Origin of the sequence: Gluconobacter cerinus (genome assembly GCF_025961355.1) — a bacterium.
Lineage (GTDB): Bacteria > Pseudomonadota > Alphaproteobacteria > Acetobacterales > Acetobacteraceae > Gluconobacter > Gluconobacter cerinus.
This window is the reverse complement of record NZ_JAOQNM010000001.1, coordinates 552,530-569,564: the sequence shown is the minus strand read 5'-3', so window position 1 is coordinate 569,564 and position 17,035 is coordinate 552,530. Positions and strand designations below refer to the sequence as shown.

The window sequence follows — 17,035 nt, the reverse complement described above, 5'->3', positions numbered from 1 at the left end:
GCGGGCCGTCCCGGCTTCCTGCGCCGACTTATCCGCCAGGACGTTGAAGAGGCCCGACATGCATCCATACCGCACCCATGACTGTAGCGCCCTGCGTGAACAGGACGCCGGACAGACCGTCCGCCTGTCCGGCTGGGTGCACAGCAAGCGCGACCATGGTGGCCTGCTGTTCATCGATCTGCGTGACCATTATGGCGTGACACAGGTTGTTATCCCGGCTGGTACGGACCTGCTGGAAAAGGCCGAGCGCCTTCGCGTTGAGAGCGTTATTACCGTCACCGGCAAGGTTGTGGTCCGTCAGGGCTCCCAGCGGAACCCGAACCTGCCGACGGGTGACATCGAAGTTCTTGCAGAAGAACTCGAAGTGCGGTCCAACGCGGCTGTTCTGCCATTTCAGGTAGCGGGTCAGGAGAACTATCCTGAAGAACTGCGCCTGAAGTACCGCTATATCGATCTCCGTCGCGAGAAGATGCATCAGAACATCATGCTGCGTAGCCGGGTCATCACCAGTCTGCGTCAGCGCATGATCGAGCAAGGCTTTACGGAATTCCAGACCCCGATCCTGACGGCGTCTTCCCCGGAAGGTGCGCGTGACTTCCTCGTGCCGGCACGTCTGCATCCGGGCAAGTTCTACGCGCTTCCGCAGGCTCCGCAGCAGTTCAAGCAGCTTGCGATGGTGGCGGGTTTTGACCGCTACTTCCAGATTGCTCCGTGCTTCCGCGATGAAGCCTCACGCGCTGATCGTAGCCCGGGCGAGTTCTATCAGCTCGATTTCGAGATGTCCTTCGTCACGCAGGAAGACGTCTTCACGGTTCTGGAGCCGGTTCTGGCTGGCGTGTTCAATGAGTTCACGCCGGAAGGCTGGAAGATCACGGACGGTGCATTTCCGCGCATTCCGTATGCTGATGCCATGCGCGATTATGGCTCTGACAAGCCGGATCTGCGTAATCCGCTGATCATCAAGGACGTGACAGACGCTTTCCGGGATTCCGGTTTCGGCCTGTTCGCCAAGATTGCAGCTTCCAGCGGTCAGATCCGTGCGATCCCGGCACCCGGTGCAGGTGATCGTCCGCGTGGCTTCTTTGACAAGCTGAACACCTGGGCGCGTGAAAGCGGCGCTGGTGGTCTGGGTTATATCATTTTCGAGGCAGAAGGCGGTAAGGGCCCGATTGCCAAGAACCTTGAAGCTGAGCGCGTCGAGAGTATCCGTGAGATCTGCGGCCTGAAGGCTGGCGATGCCGTCTTCTTCGCTGCTGGCAAGGGGGACGAAGTTGCCAAGTTCTCTGGTGTTGTCCGCACCAAGGTGGCAACGGAGCTGGACCTGATCGAGAAGAACGCGTTCCGCTTCTGCTGGGTGGTGGACTTCCCGATGTTCGAGCTCAACGAAGAGACGGGCAAGGTGGATTTCTCCCACAACCCGTTCTCCATGCCGCAAGGTGGCCTGGATGCGCTGAATACGCAGGACCCGCTGACGATCAACGCTTACCAGTACGACATCGTCTGCAACGGCGTGGAGCTGTCCTCCGGCGCAATCCGGAACCATCTGCCGGAAGTCATGCTGCGCGCATTTGAGATCGCAGGTTATGGCCCGGAAGTCGTGGAAGAGCGCTTCGGTGGCATGCTGAACGCCTTCCGTTACGGCGCTCCGCCGCATGGTGGTGCCGCTCCGGGTGTGGACCGTATCGTGATGCTGCTGGCTGATGAGCCGAACATCCGTGAGGTCATTCTTTTCCCGCTGAACCAGAGCGGCGAAGACCTGATGATGGAAGCCCCGGCCCCTGTCGAGCCAGCCCGTCTAAAGGAGCTGCATCTGGCACTGGACCTGCCGAAGCCAAAGCCAGCTGTCACGAAGTAACGTATTTGAGCCTGACGTTTGAAAAAGCCGGTACTCCTGAAGGGGTATCGGCTTTTCTTTTGTCTGCGCTCCGAAAAACTCAGGGGCATCATGATAGTCTGCCTTTCCGGCTGAACTTCGGAAGGTCTGTTGTCTATGCCCGTTCGCCCGACTGTCTCTTTTGGCAGGCGCCTGTATCTGGGAGCAGAGTTCCTAGCGCTTTACGGCGGTGGCCCTTTGCTCATTCTGTCCCTTCGCCGGGCCGGGTTGTTGTTCGGCCTGCTCTGGGTTGCCGCGCTTCTGGCTTTCGTCTCGCTCAGACACCAGAAGTCAGAGGTCCATGATTTTCCGGGAGAAGCACGCAGAATTTTACTGCGTTTCACAGCCCTCGCACTACTGATCGTGTTGCTGACGTGGTGGATCTGGCCAGACGTGTTCCTGAGCTTGCCGAGACAAAAACCGCTGTTCTGGCTGCTGGTCATGGTGCTCTATCCCATTCTGTCCGTCTGGCCGCAGGAGGTTCTGTACCGGGCGTTTCTGTTCTCGCGATATGGCGCTCTTTTTCGTATTGCCCCTGTGACAATCGGAGCCAGTGCCGTGGCATTCGGCTTTGCGCATATTCTGTTTCTGAACTGGATTGCCGTGGGCATGACGCTGATAGGGGGAGCGCTGTTTGCGAGCGATTACAGTCGGCATCGTTCGCTCACCCTGACCTGCTTTGAACATAGCCTGTACGGATGTCTCATTTTCACGGTGGGGTTAGGGCGGTTTTTCTACACGGGTGCAGCGTGGCATCAGTGATAAATGGAAATCTTACCATTCCATGATGTCTATATTGAGTATGACGAGCAGAGCTTATCGTAAGAGCAAGGTTTCCGGGGGAGCTGATGCTTTCCTGACCTCTTAACGGAGCACACTCATGGCCAGATTTACGACATCCGACGGGGCAGAGATTTATTTCAAGGACTGGGGCACCGGAAAGCCCGTCCTGTTCAGCCATGGCTGGCCGCTGAGTTCAGACATGTGGGACTCACAGATGCTGTTTCTGGCACAGAACGGCTACCGTGTGATTGCCTTTGACCGGCGCGGGTTCGGGCGGTCAAGCCAGCCCTGGGATGGCAATACCTATGATCGTTTTGCTGACGATATTGCAGAACTGATCGAAACCCTGGGCCTGAGAGATGTGACGCTGGTCGGCTTCTCGATGGGGGGCGGGGATGTTACCCGGTATCTAACGCGCCATGGCAGTGACCGCGTTGCGAAGCTGGTGCTTCTGGGGGCTGTCACGCCTGTTTTCATGAAGCTGAACGATCATCCCGAAGGGGTTGATGCGGCTGTTTTCGATGGCATCATCGAAGGCTTGGTGAAAGATCGGGCCCAGTTCCTGAAAGACTTTGCGGTGCCCTTTTACGGGATCAATCATGGCGCGGAGATTTCTGACGGTGTTCTGGGGCAGACGCAGCAGATTGCTCTTCAGGCGTCCTTGCGGAGCACGATTGAGTGCGTCAAGGCATTCTCCGGGCTGGATTATCGGGAAGACATGAAGCAGATCACCGTCCCGACCCTGATTATTCATGGAGATGATGACCAGATCGTGCCTTTTGAGGCCACAGGCGCCCTGACGGCAAAACTGGTTCCGGGAGCGGTTCTCAAGGTCTATGCCGGTGCGCCGCACGGTTTTGCGGTCACCCATGGCAATCAACTGAACGCGGATCTGCTGTCTTTTCTGCAATTCTGATCAGAAAGACCCCGGCCAGACACAGGTCGGGGTGTTTTTTTGCTCAATGCTGTGCTGCGTCAGCATAAAATGGATAGTCGGTATATCCCCGTGCATCGCCGCCATAGAATGTAGAGCGATCATAGGAATTCAGCGGCCAGTTCTGACGCAAACGCTCGACCAGATCCGGGTTTGCAAGGAATGAGCGACCAAAGGCGATCAGATCCGCCTGTCCAGAAGCCAGCAGGGCTTCGGCGCTTTGTCGCTCAAATCCGCCCGCGGCAATGATGGTGCGGGAAAAGACCTGCCGAAGTGTCCCGGCATCTACAGGCTCAGGTTCTGCATCTCCCCCGATGCGGGGTTGCACCACATGGAGATACCCAGCGCCTAGACGATCCAGTTCAGACGCCACATAGCGGAACGTTGCCGGGCGGTTGCTGTCTGCCATGGTTCCATAGCGCCCGCTTGGAGTTACTCGTACGCCAACCCGGTCTGGTCCCCAGACGGTCATTGCAGCCTGAGTAACCTCCAGCAGGAAACGGGCGCGATTTTCGACCGAGCCGCCGTAATCGTCTGTGCGGGTGTTGCTGCCATCCTGGAGGAACTGATCCGGCAGATATCCATTCGCACCATGGATTTCCACGCCATCAAAGCCGGCTTTCAGTGCGCGTTCGGCAGCCTGTTCATAATCCTTGATGATCCCGGGAATTTCATCCTGATCAAGCGCGCGTGGCGTGTCGTAGGGTACCGTCCCCGTGAGCGTCCATGCCTCTCCACTGGCGCGAATGGCTGAAGGGGCAACGGGAGCAACACCACCCGGCTGAAGGATTCGTGCGGACTGACGGCCAACATGCCAGAGCTGAAGAACCATTCTGCCGCCCTTGGCATGAACGGCATCCGTGATGTGCTTCCATCCCGGAATCTGGCTGTCATCGTAAATTCCGGCCGCGCGCTCAAAGCCATATCCAGTGAGGGAGACGGGGGACGCCTCCGAAATCAGCAGGCCGCCTTCCGTTGCGCGCTGGCTGTAATAAGTGCGCATCAGATCATTCGGCAAGTTACCCTCACTGGACCGCATACGGGTGAGTGGTGCCATAACAACCCGATGGCTCAGTCGCGTGGGACCGACGAAGCGTGGTGTGAAGAGAAGCGTCGTCATGCTGATGGTGTTCCGTTGTCTCAAAAGGATGTCCGGTATGGATGCGTCCTGTGACAGCCAGAATGGTTATTCTCTGATAATATGCGTAGCTTGGTTCTTCAGATATTTATTATTCTCAAAGGGAATAAATATGGATCGTCTTCAAGCCATGACGGTGTTTGTAAAGGTGGTGGAGGTCGGATCTTTTTCAGGGGCTGCCCGCCTGCTGAACGTCGGTCAGCCATCGGTTTCCAAAGTCATCGCACAGCTTGAAGCCCATTTGGGCACAGCGCTTCTCTTACGGTCCACGCACGGTCTCACCCCAACGGATGCCGGGCAGCGTTATTACGAGCGTGCAGCCAGAATTATCGAGGATGCCAGAGAAGCGGACAGTCTGGCGCGGGGAAGCGGCAAGGAACTGTCAGGGCGCTTGAGGATCGCTATTCCCACCACATTCGGGCGTATCCATCTGGTACCACAGCTTGGGCAGTTCACCGCACGATATCCCGGGCTCGAGCTTGACGTTCAAATGGATGACAGGCGCGTAGACCTGATTTCGGAAGGGATCGACATGGCCGTCAGGATTGGCCGTCCTGAAGATACAGCCGTGATTGGCCGACGTCTGGCGCGCGGGCGCCGATCCGTTATGGCAAGCCCTGCATATCTGGAAAAATTTGCTGCACCATCAGCCCCGGCAGATTTGGAAAACCATCAGATGGTTCTCTATGCACAGGGCCGACAGCTCCGAGCCGTTTTTACAAGGAGCAATGACAGTCAGGAGGTTTCGCTACGGTCCGGACTTCGTCTGAGTGCCGCGGAGGGAATTCGGGCTGCTGTTCTCTCGGGGCAGGGCATGACCATTGCGGCAGACTGGATGTTCGCACCCGAACTGGCAGCCGGACACGTGCAACGGTGTCTGCCTGACTGGTCTTTAGAGGCGGTAGAACTCTGGCTGTTATTCCCTGCGGGGCGGATGGTGAGTGCAAAAGTGCGGGCCATGGCAGATTTTGTAACTGAAATTGTTGACGGTCTTCAGAAGGCGTAGCCCTGATTTCCGTGCAGCGAGAGAATTGTTACAGAGCGCAGCAGAGAATCTTTTTTCCGCCACAACTCCGCCTGATCACTGCCTTGTGAGGGCAGCAAGGTGCACTCCTACGCAGCGCCTTTTGTAAAAGGAGTGAGACGTTATGTTGAAACATCTGTCGGGCTTGCTCGCCGTGTCGGCGCTTTTTGTCGGAGCTATGGCTCTGCCACCCATTAGTGGCACGGCCCATGCCCAGTTCGTTCCTTATCAGGGGCCATATCGCCAGACGCCCCCCCCTCCGCCACATCCCCCCAATGAGAGAATTCCACCGCATGCACGCACGATGCAGTGGATTCCAGGGCAGTGGAAATGGGTTGGAAACGGCTATCAGTGGGTGCCAGGCCATTTGGCCCGGGTGCAAGCCCACAGGCCGCCGCCATACTCACCGCGGGGCTAAAACGGAAAAGCCGCTCCTTGAAAGGGAGCGGCTTTTTTTTGTGGCTTACCGGAGGGTCACAATCACCGGAACATGGTCTGAAGCTTTTTCAGTCGAACGCTCGTCACGGTCGATCATGAACGAGACAAGCCGTTCGGTGACGCGCGGGGACAGCAGGGCGTGGTCGATGCGCAAGCCTGAGTTCCGTTGGAATGCGGCGGCCTGATAGTCCCAGAATGTGTAGTGACGACCCGTTGGGTGAATAGCGCGTAAAGCGTCTGTCAGGCCAAGCCATTGCAGGCGGTGGAAGGCTGCGCGGGTTTCCGGTCGCACCAGCGCATCAGTAGGCGACAGAGCCTTGGGCGCGAGATCTTCATCTGTGGGGCAGACGTTATAATCTCCGATGAAGGCGAATGACTTTTCGCTTTCCAGAAACTCTCTCCCCCGGACCGCAAGAGCCTCAAAGAACGATAGTTTTTTGCTGTAGCCATCTTCTCCGCCGGAGTTTCCGTTGGGAAGGTAGAGGTTACCAATCGTCAGACCGTCAAGCTCACATTCAATATAACGAGCCGTGGGGTCATCGAAGCCGGGCAGGGTGTGCGTTGTAACGTCAAATGGGCGGCGGCCAATGAACGCTACGCCGTTGTAAGCTTTCTGGCCTGTTGTGGCGACGTGATAGCCTGCGTCCTTGAAAACCGTCGGGAACTGGCTGTCCTCACACTTGATTTCCTGAAGGCAGAGCAGATCGCACTCCGGATGACGCTCCAGCCAGTCCTGAACGAGATGCGCGCGGGCGCGGATGGAATTGATGTTCCAGCTTGCGAAGGTAAAGGACATTCGATCAGGCCAGCGAGAAGCTTGTACCGCAACCACAGGCTGAGGCGGCATTGGGGTTCGTGACCGTGAAGTGCGCGCCCATCAGCTTGTCGACGAATTCCAGTTCAGCGCCTTCAAGTAGATCGAGGCTGGTTTCATCGACATAGACGGTCGCGCCATCGCGTTGGATCAGAACGTCATCATCGTTCTTCGTGCGATCCAGCTTGAACTGGTATTGGAAGCCATTGCAGCCTCCTGCCAGAACAGCCACGCGCAAAGCCAGCCCTTCGGGTTCCGGCTGGGCGGAAATGATTTCCACAATCCGTGCCGCCGCACTGGCAGACATGGTGAAGGAAGGGGTTTCGGACATTGCTCGTTCCCGGTTTCTGGAGGTCTGCTGAAAGGCAGGACGGTTCTGGTCCTGATTATATGGTCAGACTGGGGTCAGGGGCAAAGGGGTAGAGTTGCGCTGAAGGGAGCCTGTCGTAGAATGACGCGTTTGATCCAGCAATTAGAGTGCTTTCCGCGCCTAAGGATCATCAGGGGAGTGTGTTGATGCCTGCCATCTATGCGGTTCAGGAAAAAGGTGCGCGAGGCCGACTCTACCCGGAGACAGAAAGCCCTGTCCGTTCTCCATGGCAGCGGGACCGGGATCGCGTCCTGCATTCCGCCGGCTTCCGGACGCTTCAGTACAAGACGCAGGTGTTTATTAATCATGAAGGTGATTTCTTTCGCACCCGTCTGACCCATTCCCTGGAAGTTGCCCAGATTGCCCGTTCGATTGCCCGAAGTCTCGACCTGAATGAGGACCTGACAGAAGCGCTCGCGCTAGCCCATGACATGGGTCACACGCCGTTTGGCCATGCCGGAGAAGATGCTCTGGCCCTTGCCATGCAGGATTGGGGTGGTTTCGATCATAACACGCAGTCCCTTCGCCTCGTGACGTCGCTTGAGACGCGCTATCACGCTTTCGATGGCCTGAACCTGACATGGGAAACGCTGGAAGGGCTGGCGAAGCACAACGGCCCGGTAAAGCGCCCAACGCCTTATCTGGCTGAATATGATGCGCGCCATCATCTTGATCTCGGCAGCTACGCGTCAGCCGAAGCGCAGGTTGCAGCCATGTCAGATGATATAGCCTATCATGGGCACGATCTGGATGACGGACTGAGAGCCGGTCTTCTGACGTTCGACGACATTGAAGATCTTCCCCTGGTGGGTGATGCGCTTCGGGCGTCGCGTGAGATGGAGTGTCGCACGGGTCGCGAAGCGATGGATCAGGCACAGCGTGTCCGTCATGAGACAATCCGCGTGGTGATCAACGCCCTTGCGACGGATCTCACGGATCAGACGCGCCGCAATCTTGAGGCTCTTGATCCGCAGTCCGCGGATGACATCCGCCATGCCGATCATGCAGTTGTAGCGTTCAGTCCCGAGATGCGGGAAAAGAACAAGGCTATCCGCAAATTTCTTTATGCCCGCATGTATCGCCACTGGCGGGTTAATCGCATGGCGCGTAAAGCGAAGATCGCGCTGGCTGAAATCTTTACGATCCTTTCAGAAGAGCCCGGCCTTCTGCCAGACCCGCTCAAGGATCGTGCCAAGGCCGCAGATGATATGGAACGTCGGCGTCTGGTGGCCAATTATATCGCCGGAATGACCGATCGTTTCGCGATGGAAGAACATCGACGGTTGACGGACCTCTCCGTGCTGGGCTGATAAAGCCCCTCCAAGACGATACAGGTTACAGGAATCGAGCTGAAATGGTCGCTGCACCCACTGCCCATACGACTGACTGCCTTTTTGCCCGCGCCAGAGACCAGGTGTGCGAGGCGCTGCGGTCCGTTGTCCCCGGCCTGCCGGAAGAGGTGGTGCAGCGCGTTGAAGTGACGCCGCCGCGTGACCCGTCCCATGGCCATATGGCGACCAATGCTGCTTTGCTGGCCGCAAAGCCTGCCAAGCGCAAGCCAGCGGAGATTGCGGCAGAACTGGTACAGAAGCTCGCCGACCTGCCAGACATTGATCATGCTGAAGCCGCCGGTCCTGGCTTCGTGAACATGACGCTCAAGCCATATGTCTTGCAGGGTGTGGCGAAGGCTGTTCTGGAGGCCGGTGAAGCCTTCGGTCGTTCCTCGATCGGGCAGGGAACGCGCGTCAATGTTGAATACGTCTCCGCCAATCCGACTGGCCCGATGCACGTGGGTCATTGTCGTGGCGCTGTGGTGGGGGATGCGCTTGCAAACCTGATGCAGGCGGCAGGCTACAAGGTCACGCGCGAATATTACATCAATGACGCCGGAACGCAGGTTGTTGCACTGACATGGGCAACTTACTGGCGTTACCTGCAGGTTATCGGCACGGACATTGATGCTGACACGTTCAGCCCGCTGACGCCGAATGGTTTGCAGTATCAGGGTGACTATCTGATCCCGGTTGCCAAGAGCATTGCTGAAAAGCATGGTCGCGCTCTCGCCAACGATGATGGCAGCCCGGCTGATCCGTCTGTCTGGTTCGATATCATCCGCGCTGAAACGCTGGTGCAGATGATGGCCGCAATTCGCGAGGATCTGGAAGGGTTGGGCATCTCCCATGAGGTCTTCGCCAGTGAAGCGGAAACGCTGGCGAGTGGACGGGTTGATGCCGCGATTGCCAAGCTGGAAAGCAAGGGCCTGCTTTATGAAGGCGTGCTTGAGCCACCCAAGGGCAAGACCCCCGAAGACTGGGAACCACGCCCGCAAACCCTGTTCCGTTCTACCGATTTTGGGGACGATCAGGATCGTGCGTTGCGCAAATCTGACGGTACCAACACCTATTTCGCTAACGATATTGGCTATCACGCTCAGAAGGCCGAGAACTCAGACGTTCTGATCGATGTGCTCGGTGCGGATCACGGCGGTTACGTCTCCCGCATGCGTGCTGCAATTTCGGCGCTGACGGATGGCAAGACCGGCTTTGAAGTCGTGATGTGCCAGATTGTGCGCGTTGTGAAGAACGGCGAACCCGTCCGTATGTCCAAACGTGCGGGCACGTTCGTGACGCTGCGCGATCTGCTGGATGAAGTCGGACGTGATGCCGTGCGCTTCACGATGCTGACCCGTAAGGCCGATGCGCAGATGGAATTCGATCTGGATGCCGTTGTCGCCCAGACGCGTGATAACCCGGTGTTTTACGTTCAGTATGCTCACGCCCGATGCCGCTCGGTTCTGCGTTCGGCAGAAGCGATGTTTGGTGCTGCATCCGTGACGCCTGAAGCGCTGGCAACTGTTGATCTTTCCGGTCTGTCGTCAGACGTGGAACTGGCCGTTCTACACCGTATCGCGTCTTTCCCACGTTCTGTCGAAGCGGCTGCTGCAGCGCGTGAACCGCATCGGATTGCAACGTATTGCATTGATCTGGCGTCTGATTTCCACACATTGTGGAATCGTGGACGCGAAGACACGACCCTGCGCTTTCTGCATGAGAACGATCGTAAGACGAGCCTGGCAAAACTGGCGCTTGTTTCTGCGATTGCCGGCACCCTGCGTTGCGCACTGACCATTCTTGGCGTTGTGCCAGTGGAGGAAATGCGATGAGCCCTGACAGCGAGAATGATCGCGATTTCCGGGATCCGGGTGATTACGGCGCGGGACCTTCTTCTCCCCGCCCGTCGTCTGCTCCGCGTGCGGAGCGTGAGCGCCTGAGCAACGACTACGATGATGACGCCCCACCGCGTCGTCGTACGGCGGCAGCGCCGGAGACTGCAAGCCGCGCCGGTGGCCTTGCGTCCCTTCTTGGCAGTGATCCAGCGACGCGAAAGCTTGTCGGTGGCGCCATCGGCATCGGCGCCGTGTTGCTGCTTGCTGTCGGGGGATGGTCCCTGACGGGAGGCCATCACGGCGGAATTCCCATTATTGGCCCACCGCCAGGCCCTGTGAAAGACGTTCCAACCGATCCCGGAGGAATGCAGATCATGGGGAGTGATAGTGGCGATACGGATCTGACAGGCAACGGGGAAGCGCATCTGGCTCCGGGACCGGAACAGCCGGACGCGAAGGCGCTGGCTCGTCAGTATGGTGTGCAACCCGGGACGCCTCCTGCGGCTCAGCCGGACAAGCCAGCAGCGCCCGCTGACGCTACGCCTCCTGATGGCGGGGCTCCGGCTGCTCCAGATGCTGCAGCAGGCAAGGACAAGGCTGCCGCTGAACCGTCCGCTGTGCCTCCCGCGGCTCCTGAAAACAAAGATGCCGCTTCAGCGCCTGCGGACGCCGAGACGCCTGAAGAGGCTGCTCCAGCGCCCAAGCCGGTTCCAGCCATCAAGCCGCAGCCTAAGGCCCCTGATGCGCCTGTTCACAAGGCTGTTCCGCCAAAGCCTGTGCAGAAGCCCCTTCCGGCGCCTGTTGCTGAGCCAGAAAATGCTGTTCCTCAGCAGAAAACGGCTGCTGCTCCGAAGGCTGAGGCTGGCGGTGCACGCGAAGTTCAGCTTGCCGCGCTCGACAGCGAAGCCGCAGCGCGCAAGGAGTGGGACACACTGCGCCATCAGGCCCCCGGACTGTTCGCAGGTCATTCACCGCTCTTTGAGAAGACTGCTCATGGAGACAAGACGTTTGTGCGGCTGCGTATTGGTGGCTTCGCGGATCTGAAGGCTGCCCGGGCATATTGCGTGAAGCTGCACGCACAGTCCATCGCCTGCACTCCGGCACAGTTCTGAGAGACCGGGCTTGAGCGAGGTTCTGCATCTGACGCTGGACGGGTTTGAGGGGCCGCTGGATCTGCTCCTTGACCTCGCCCGGTCCCAGAAGGTGGACCTTGCAAAAATCTCCATTCTTCAGCTTGTCGAGCAATATCTGTCCGTTGTGGAGCAGGCCCGCCTAGAAGCAAGGGCACTGCGGCTTGAACTGGCAGCAGACTGGTTGGTGATGGCAGCGTGGCTCGCCTGGTTGAAGTCCAAACTGCTTCTTCCCGCAGAAAATAACGGGGAAGACGCTGAAGAAGCGGTGGAGCAGCTTCAGGAGCGTCTGTTCGAACTGGAACGTATGCGTGCAGCCGCAGCCTGGCTCATGAAACAACCCAGGCTTGGTATGGATGTGTTCCGTCGCGGTGAAGGGGAAGACCACACCGAGATTGACCGTTCGGGTCTGCGAGTGGACCTGTCAGCGCTGATTACGGCTTATCTTTCTGCCCGCAGGCGTACGAACCGCAAACGTGTCTATGCGCCACGCACCCGCCGGTACTGGAGCGTGCAGGATGCCTTAGCCCGTCTGCGCCGCATGCTGGGCACAGATGCCGTGGCAGACTGGCAGACGCTGACGTCCCTTCTGCCCGAACATCTGGGGGAAGGGCTGGAGGCCGGTCCGTATGACCGCAACGCCGCTCTTGCAGGAACGCTACTTGCCGGATTGGAAATGGCTAAGGGCGGTGCGGTGGAACTCCGTCAGCCAGAGGCTTTTGCTGAAATTGAATGGCGGGCAGTCTCGTGATGTCTTCCGATATGGAACGCGCCTGCCTGCTGGTGGAGGCACTTGTTTTTGCCAGCCCTGAGCCGGTGCGTCTTTCCATCATTGCGGACCTGCTAAGTACACAGGGTCTGAAAATCGCGGCCGCGGACGCTCTGGACGCCGTGGGAGAGCGTTATGCGACCCATGCTATCGAGCTTGTTGAAGTTGCGGGAGGCTGGCAGTTCCGGACGCGCGCTGAATATGCGTCTGCCCTGACCAAGATCGTGGAGAAACCTCGTCGGCTCAGCCGGGGGGCGATGGAAACGCTGGCAATTATTGCGTATCACCAGCCGTGCACACGGGCAGAAATTGAAGCGATCCGTGGTGTATCCTTGGGGCAGGCTATTCTGGATGCGCTGCTGGAAGATAGTCTGATTGCGCCGAAAGGCCGAAAGGAAGTGCCTGGGCGTCCCGTTCTCTGGGGAACGACACCCATATTTCTGGAGAGTTTCGGACTGCCCGATATCGGGTCATTGCCGAAGCGTGAAGACTTCCTGCTGGACAGGGCTCCCACTGAAGCAGCACCAGATGCGTCTTCACCCGTAGGCGAGACTGACGGGAAGGGCTAGGATTGTTGCATGTTTGACTTCAGTTTCTCTGAAATTGCCCTTTTTGTCGTCGTGGCAATGGTTTTCATTCGGCCGAAAGATCTGCCGGTTGCCATTCGTACACTCTCAAACGGTATCAAGGCGATGCGCCGGATGGCTGGTGAATTCCAGTCTCATATTGACGATATGGTACGGGAAGCGGACCTGTCTGAAGCGCGGGATCAGTTTCGGGATCTGAAGAACTTCAATCTGCGGGACCGCGTCACGAAGGCGATCGACAGCGATAATTCCATTCGCCGTAGCCTGGACATTGATACCAGCGGCGCCGCTGTGTCGTCCTCCAGTGTCAACGATCTGCCCCGCGTCCCGGCTCCTCCACCGATGCCTCCATCTTCTTTTGGCGGGGGTGAGAGGCGCCCCTACAACGCGATGGTTCAGGATCAGGCGGAAGAAGAGCTTAATGATGACATTGTGGACGCGCCATCCATCCTTCCACCTGCAACAGCACGGCGCCTGATGCATGAGCGCCCCCGTTGGCGGGCGCCCGATATTCTACCGCCTGTCCGTGCGCTTCATCATGGCCGGCGCGTTGCCATTTCGAGCGCGGAGAAAGACGCATGACGGACTCCGATACGATCCAGGACACCCCGATGCCGTTGCTCGACCATATTGTCGAGCTTCGGCGCCGGCTGATCTGGTCCATTGCCACGTTCGTGATCGCCTTTGCGATCTGCTATCACTATGCGGGCGATATCTACCGGTTTCTTGCGGCGCCTCTCGGCAATATCATGCGCGAGAAGGGTGAGCAGCCACACCTGATCTATACGGCGCTTTATGAAGCATTCTTCACGTATATTCGTGTGGCGGTGTTTGGCGCGACGTGCCTGTCTTTTCCGATGATTGCCATTCAGGCGTGGATTTTCATCGCGCCCGGCCTGTATCGCAGTGAGAAGAAGGCGTTTGCGCCATTCCTCGTCGCAACGCCTGTCATGTTCACCGTTGGCGCCGCGCTGGCCTATTACGTCGTGTTCCCGTTTGCCTGGAAGTTCTTCCTGTCGTTCCAGACATCGGGCAATGGTGGAATGGACATCGAACTTCAGGCCAAGGTGTCTGAATATCTGACGCTCGTGACGAAGATGATCCTCGCATTTGGGATCTGTTTCGAGCTTCCGGTGATCCTGACCTTGCTGGTGCGTGTGGGGTTGATCGGGACGGCGCAGCTCAAGAAATTCCGCCGTTATGCGGTGGTGGCATCTTTCGCAGTGGCGGCCGTGATTGCCCCGCCTGATGCCATTACCATGCTGAGCCTCGCCATTCCGCTTGTGGCGCTGTACGAGGTATCCATTCTTGTGGCGCGGCTGGTTGAGCCGAAGCCCGTGACTGACGAAGAAGACTGACGGAGCCCTGAACCATGCATGACCTGAAAGCCCTGCGCGCCGATCCGGCCGCATTTGACGCTGCTCTTGAGCGTCGGGGCCTGTCACCCGTGGGGCAGAAAATCGTCTCGGAAGATGAAGAGCGCCGCGCCGCTCTGGCCGCGTTGCAGGAGGCGCAGGCAACCCGCAAGACGCTGGCCAAGGAGATCGGGCAGGGCAAGCGCACTGGCGCCGATACGTCGGCTCTGGAAGCGCAGGCAGTCGAACTGCGTGACCGGATTACGGGTCTGGAAGAGCGTGCGGCCATCATCGAAAAAAGTATCGACGATGTTCTGGCGTCTCTGCCAAACCAGCTTGACCCATCTGTTCCTGATGGGAAGAGCGAGGATGAGAACGTCGTCGTTCACTATCGTGGCGAAAAGCGCGAATTCACGTTCGAGCCGAAGCAGCATTTCGAGCTGGGTGAAGCTCTTGGCCTGATGGACTTCCCGACGGCGGCCAAGCTTTCCGGGACGCGCTTTGTCGTTCTGCGTGGCGCGTTGGCCCGTCTGGAGCGTGCGCTGGGTCAGTTCATGCTGGACACACATACGACCGAGTTTGGTTACAGCGAAACCAGTGTTCCACTGCTGGTGAATGATGCGGCGATGTACGGCACCGATAAGCTGCCGAAGTTTGCTGAGGATTCCTTCCGTACGGAAGATGGCCGCTGGCTAATCCCGACCGCGGAAGTTCCGCTGACGGCCTCTGTCATGGGCGACATTCTGCCGGCTGATGCGCTGCCGATCCGTTTGACGGCACTCTCCCAGTGTTTCCGTTCCGAAGCCGGGTCTGCGGGGCGCGATGTGCGCGGTATGCTGCGCCAGCATCAGTTCACGAAGTGCGAACTCGTTTCCATCGTGAAGCCCGAAGACAGCGATGCCGAACACGAGCGCATGACGCAGGCCGCCGAGACCATTCTGGAGCGCCTTGGCATCACGTTCCGCCGTATCCTGCTATGCGCGGGCGATACGGGTTTTGGTGCGGCCAAGACGTTCGATCTGGAAGCGTGGATCCCTGGACAGCAGGCCTGGCGCGAGATTTCCTCCTGCTCCAACACCCGGGCCTTTCAGGCTCGGCGCATGAAAGCCCGGTATCGCTCCGAGAATGGTCCGGCCTTCGTGAATACGCTGAACGGTTCCGGTCTGGCTGTGGGGCGGACGATGATTGCCGTGATGGAAACCTACCAGAACGAAGATGGCAGCATAACCATTCCTGAAGTTCTGCGTTCCTATATGGGTGGGCTAACCCGTATTGGCTAAGGACTATTGCTAAGATGATAACACGCCGTTTCGCTCTTTCCCTTGTGGCAGGAAGTACCTTTGTCCAGATGGCAAAAGCCGAGCCTCTGGAAACTTTGAGCGGGACGGTGACGTACCGGGAGCGTATGGCGCTCCCGGCTGGAGCTGTTCTCACAGTCCAGCTTGAAGACATTTCCCGCGCAGATGCCCCCGCGATTACTCTGGCCGAGAGCCGCCAGGATATTCTTCGTCCGGGCCCGATTGCTTACACATTGCGCTACCCTGCATTGAAAAGCGGGTTTCGTTACGCGCTGCGTGCAGAAATTCGTGTGGGTGATACCTTACTGTTCACCACCGAAGATTTTCATGCGCCCGATCAGCCGAACATTCTGGTTCATCGCGTTTCTGCGCCTGCTGCATCATCCCCTTACGGAACCTGGAGCGTGCAGGCACTGGACGGCAAGCCCTTGAAGCCGACGGCCAGAAAGCCTGTATTAACGCTCAATCAAAACGGTCGCGTTTCGGGGTTTGGTGGCTGTAACAGGCTGATGGGTCATGCCGTGATTAAGGGGAACACAATACGGTTCGCCCCGATGGCGATGACCCGGATGGCCTGTATTGGCTCTGGCATGGGGATCGAAAGTCATTTCGTCAAAAATCTGGAAGACGTGCGCTCCTGGTCTATCGGTCAGAGAGGAGAGCTTACTTTAAACTCACAATCTGGGATCGCCATGATTGTTTTGACTTCGGCAGATATTGATAGTCAAAAATTATGATTGCTACCAAGGGTGGCTAAAATTTCGCCTGATACGAAGTAATCGTGACGCGTAAATCTGTGTCAGATTATTTTTAACTTTACCCTGTGATAAAAATTATTTGCAAATTGATGAAGTTTTTCCGATAGCTGCGGTCTTGTTGATACCTTCTCAATCTGAAGAGCGTGCGTTTCAGGTGCTTGAAGGTACGGTGATGCTTGGGATGAAAAAAATGACTCAACCTACGGAAGAAAATGGGCCAGAGCGGCTCTCACCGGGGCTGGAGCTTGGACGCCGTATCCGTCTTCTTCGGGAAATGGTTGGACTGAATCAGCAGCAGCTTGCAGATCGGGTTGGAATTTCGCGGTCTGCCGTGGCTTTCTGGGAAACCGGGCGCTCCGGCCATGTCGGTAAGCATCTGGGCGCACTGGCTGAGGCCCTTGGGGTGGACGCTGAAGTCCTCCTGACCGGTATGGCATACAAGGAAATTCAGGAAACGCTGACCCCCGATGAAAGCATGTTCCTGAACCTTTATCGGCAGCTCAGTCCGCTTATCAAGCTGCAGGCCCAGAAATGGGTAGAACGGCGCGTTCGGCAGGCTGAAGACGCCGCAGAGGGTTAAGGTGCTTCGAAGGGCAGG

General features: G+C 57.8%; 18 protein-coding genes. 15 read left to right on the top strand and 3 right to left on the bottom strand.

Features of this window, described 5'->3' with window-relative positions:
- Positions 1 to 58: 58 nt before the first annotated feature.
- From aspS to M2305_RS02605, 3 genes are all read left to right on the top strand, one after another.
- Complete coding sequence (aspS, locus tag M2305_RS02615) at positions 59 to 1,855, top strand: aspartate--tRNA ligase (RefSeq protein WP_264648494.1); 1,797 nt, start codon at positions 59 to 61, stop codon at positions 1,853 to 1,855.
- Positions 1,856 to 1,990: 135 nt separating this feature from the next.
- The gene (locus M2305_RS02610) at positions 1,991 to 2,635 is read left to right on the top strand and encodes a CPBP family intramembrane metalloprotease (RefSeq protein ID WP_264649923.1); all 645 of its coding nucleotides are present in this window, start codon (positions 1,991 to 1,993) and stop codon (positions 2,633 to 2,635) included.
- A gap of 118 nt (positions 2,636 to 2,753) precedes the next feature.
- Positions 2,754 to 3,572, top strand: a complete 819-nt coding sequence (locus tag M2305_RS02605; RefSeq protein ID WP_264648493.1) for an alpha/beta fold hydrolase — start codon at positions 2,754 to 2,756, stop codon at positions 3,570 to 3,572.
- Between the two features lie 43 nt (positions 3,573 to 3,615).
- On the opposite strand, the gene M2305_RS02600 is transcribed toward M2305_RS02605, so the two are convergent.
- Positions 3,616 to 4,710 carry an alkene reductase gene (locus M2305_RS02600; RefSeq protein WP_264648492.1) on the bottom strand — a complete coding sequence of 365 codons (1,095 nt, stop codon included), beginning with the start codon at positions 4,708 to 4,710 and terminating at the stop codon, positions 3,616 to 3,618.
- A gap of 130 nt (positions 4,711 to 4,840) precedes the next feature.
- On the opposite strand from M2305_RS02600, the gene M2305_RS02595 reads away from it, so the two are divergent.
- Both M2305_RS02595 and M2305_RS02590 read left to right on the top strand, forming a co-directional pair.
- Positions 4,841 to 5,734 carry a LysR family transcriptional regulator gene (locus tag M2305_RS02595; RefSeq protein ID WP_264648491.1) on the top strand — a complete coding sequence of 298 codons (894 nt, stop codon included), beginning with the start codon at positions 4,841 to 4,843 and terminating at the stop codon, positions 5,732 to 5,734.
- A gap of 142 nt (positions 5,735 to 5,876) precedes the next feature.
- Positions 5,877 to 6,170, top strand: a complete 294-nt coding sequence (locus tag M2305_RS02590) for a hypothetical protein (RefSeq protein WP_080951390.1) — start codon at positions 5,877 to 5,879, stop codon at positions 6,168 to 6,170.
- A 45-nt stretch (positions 6,171 to 6,215) separates the two neighbouring features.
- On the opposite strand, the gene M2305_RS02585 is transcribed toward M2305_RS02590, so the two are convergent.
- Both M2305_RS02585 and M2305_RS02580 read right to left on the bottom strand, forming a co-directional pair.
- The gene (locus M2305_RS02585; RefSeq protein ID WP_264648490.1) at positions 6,216 to 6,986 is read right to left on the bottom strand and encodes an exodeoxyribonuclease III; all 771 of its coding nucleotides are present in this window, start codon (positions 6,984 to 6,986) and stop codon (positions 6,216 to 6,218) included.
- A gap of 4 nt (positions 6,987 to 6,990) precedes the next feature.
- Positions 6,991 to 7,335, bottom strand: coding sequence for a HesB/IscA family protein (locus tag M2305_RS02580; protein ID WP_046899719.1), 345 nt, complete (start codon positions 7,333 to 7,335; stop codon positions 6,991 to 6,993).
- Between the two features lie 185 nt (positions 7,336 to 7,520).
- Between M2305_RS02580 and M2305_RS02575 the strand changes: the two genes are divergently transcribed.
- The 10 genes from M2305_RS02575 (at position 7,521) to M2305_RS02530 (ending at position 17,017) form a co-directional block, all read left to right on the top strand.
- Positions 7,521 to 8,684, top strand: a complete 1,164-nt coding sequence (locus M2305_RS02575; protein WP_264648489.1) for a deoxyguanosinetriphosphate triphosphohydrolase — start codon at positions 7,521 to 7,523, stop codon at positions 8,682 to 8,684.
- A 44-nt stretch (positions 8,685 to 8,728) separates the two neighbouring features.
- Positions 8,729 to 10,537, top strand: coding sequence for an arginine--tRNA ligase (gene argS, locus M2305_RS02570; protein WP_264648488.1), 1,809 nt, complete (start codon positions 8,729 to 8,731; stop codon positions 10,535 to 10,537).
- Complete coding sequence (locus M2305_RS02565; protein ID WP_264648487.1) at positions 10,534 to 11,652, top strand: SPOR domain-containing protein; 1,119 nt, start codon at positions 10,534 to 10,536, stop codon at positions 11,650 to 11,652. Before argS ends, M2305_RS02565 begins: the two co-directional genes overlap by 4 nt.
- Before the next feature lie 10 nt (positions 11,653 to 11,662).
- Entirely contained in the window at positions 11,663 to 12,421 is a 759-nt protein-coding gene (locus tag M2305_RS02560) for a segregation and condensation protein A (RefSeq protein WP_264648486.1), read from the top strand.
- Complete coding sequence (scpB, locus tag M2305_RS02555; RefSeq protein ID WP_211507419.1) at positions 12,403 to 13,008, top strand: SMC-Scp complex subunit ScpB; 606 nt, start codon at positions 12,403 to 12,405, stop codon at positions 13,006 to 13,008. The genes M2305_RS02560 and scpB overlap by 19 nt, the downstream gene beginning before the upstream one ends.
- A 9-nt stretch (positions 13,009 to 13,017) precedes the next feature.
- On the top strand, positions 13,018 to 13,608 hold the full coding sequence (gene tatB / locus M2305_RS02550; RefSeq protein WP_264648485.1) for a Sec-independent protein translocase protein TatB: 591 nt from the start codon (positions 13,018 to 13,020) through the stop codon (positions 13,606 to 13,608).
- Positions 13,605 to 14,384 carry a twin-arginine translocase subunit TatC gene (tatC, locus tag M2305_RS02545; RefSeq protein WP_046899712.1) on the top strand — a complete coding sequence of 260 codons (780 nt, stop codon included), beginning with the start codon at positions 13,605 to 13,607 and terminating at the stop codon, positions 14,382 to 14,384. The genes tatB and tatC overlap by 4 nt, the downstream gene beginning before the upstream one ends.
- Before the next feature lie 14 nt (positions 14,385 to 14,398).
- Positions 14,399 to 15,661 (top strand): serine--tRNA ligase, encoded by a 1,263-nt coding sequence (gene serS, locus M2305_RS02540; protein ID WP_046899711.1) that lies wholly within the window; start codon positions 14,399 to 14,401, stop codon positions 15,659 to 15,661.
- Between the two features lie 14 nt (positions 15,662 to 15,675).
- Positions 15,676 to 16,416, top strand: coding sequence for an META domain-containing protein (locus M2305_RS02535; protein WP_264648484.1), 741 nt, complete (start codon positions 15,676 to 15,678; stop codon positions 16,414 to 16,416).
- Positions 16,417 to 16,627: 211 nt separating this feature from the next.
- Entirely contained in the window at positions 16,628 to 17,017 is a 390-nt protein-coding gene (locus M2305_RS02530) for a helix-turn-helix domain-containing protein (protein WP_099211091.1), read from the top strand.
- The last annotated feature ends 18 nt before the right edge of the window (positions 17,018 to 17,035 follow it).

What these genes read in the sequence shown, in the direction of transcription:
- M2305_RS02590 (WP_080951390.1), top strand. Translation starts at nt 5,877, where the DNA reads ATGTTGAAACATCTGTCGGGCTTGCTCGCCGTGTCGGCGCTTTTTGTC.
- aspS (WP_264648494.1), top strand. Translation starts at nt 59, where the DNA reads ATGCATCCATACCGCACCCATGACTGTAGCGCCCTGCGTGAACAGGAC.
- tatB (WP_264648485.1), top strand. Translation starts at nt 13,018, where the DNA reads ATGTTTGACTTCAGTTTCTCTGAAATTGCCCTTTTTGTCGTCGTGGCA.
- scpB (WP_211507419.1), top strand. Translation starts at nt 12,403, where the DNA reads ATGGCGGGCAGTCTCGTGATGTCTTCCGATATGGAACGCGCCTGCCTG.
- serS (WP_046899711.1), top strand. Translation starts at nt 14,399, where the DNA reads ATGCATGACCTGAAAGCCCTGCGCGCCGATCCGGCCGCATTTGACGCT.
- M2305_RS02585 (WP_264648490.1), bottom strand. Translation starts at nt 6,986, where the DNA reads ATGTCCTTTACCTTCGCAAGCTGGAACATCAATTCCATCCGCGCCCGC.
- argS (WP_264648488.1), top strand. Translation starts at nt 8,729, where the DNA reads ATGGTCGCTGCACCCACTGCCCATACGACTGACTGCCTTTTTGCCCGC.
- M2305_RS02605 (WP_264648493.1), top strand. Translation starts at nt 2,754, where the DNA reads ATGGCCAGATTTACGACATCCGACGGGGCAGAGATTTATTTCAAGGAC.
- M2305_RS02610 (WP_264649923.1), top strand. Translation starts at nt 1,991, where the DNA reads ATGCCCGTTCGCCCGACTGTCTCTTTTGGCAGGCGCCTGTATCTGGGA.
- M2305_RS02535 (WP_264648484.1), top strand. Translation starts at nt 15,676, where the DNA reads ATGATAACACGCCGTTTCGCTCTTTCCCTTGTGGCAGGAAGTACCTTT.
- M2305_RS02575 (WP_264648489.1), top strand. Translation starts at nt 7,521, where the DNA reads ATGCCTGCCATCTATGCGGTTCAGGAAAAAGGTGCGCGAGGCCGACTC.
- M2305_RS02530 (WP_099211091.1), top strand. Translation starts at nt 16,628, where the DNA reads ATGACTCAACCTACGGAAGAAAATGGGCCAGAGCGGCTCTCACCGGGG.
- M2305_RS02595 (WP_264648491.1), top strand. Translation starts at nt 4,841, where the DNA reads ATGGATCGTCTTCAAGCCATGACGGTGTTTGTAAAGGTGGTGGAGGTC.
- tatC (WP_046899712.1), top strand. Translation starts at nt 13,605, where the DNA reads ATGACGGACTCCGATACGATCCAGGACACCCCGATGCCGTTGCTCGAC.
- M2305_RS02565 (WP_264648487.1), top strand. Translation starts at nt 10,534, where the DNA reads ATGAGCCCTGACAGCGAGAATGATCGCGATTTCCGGGATCCGGGTGAT.
- M2305_RS02600 (WP_264648492.1), bottom strand. Translation starts at nt 4,710, where the DNA reads ATGACGACGCTTCTCTTCACACCACGCTTCGTCGGTCCCACGCGACTG.
- M2305_RS02580 (WP_046899719.1), bottom strand. Translation starts at nt 7,335, where the DNA reads ATGTCCGAAACCCCTTCCTTCACCATGTCTGCCAGTGCGGCGGCACGG.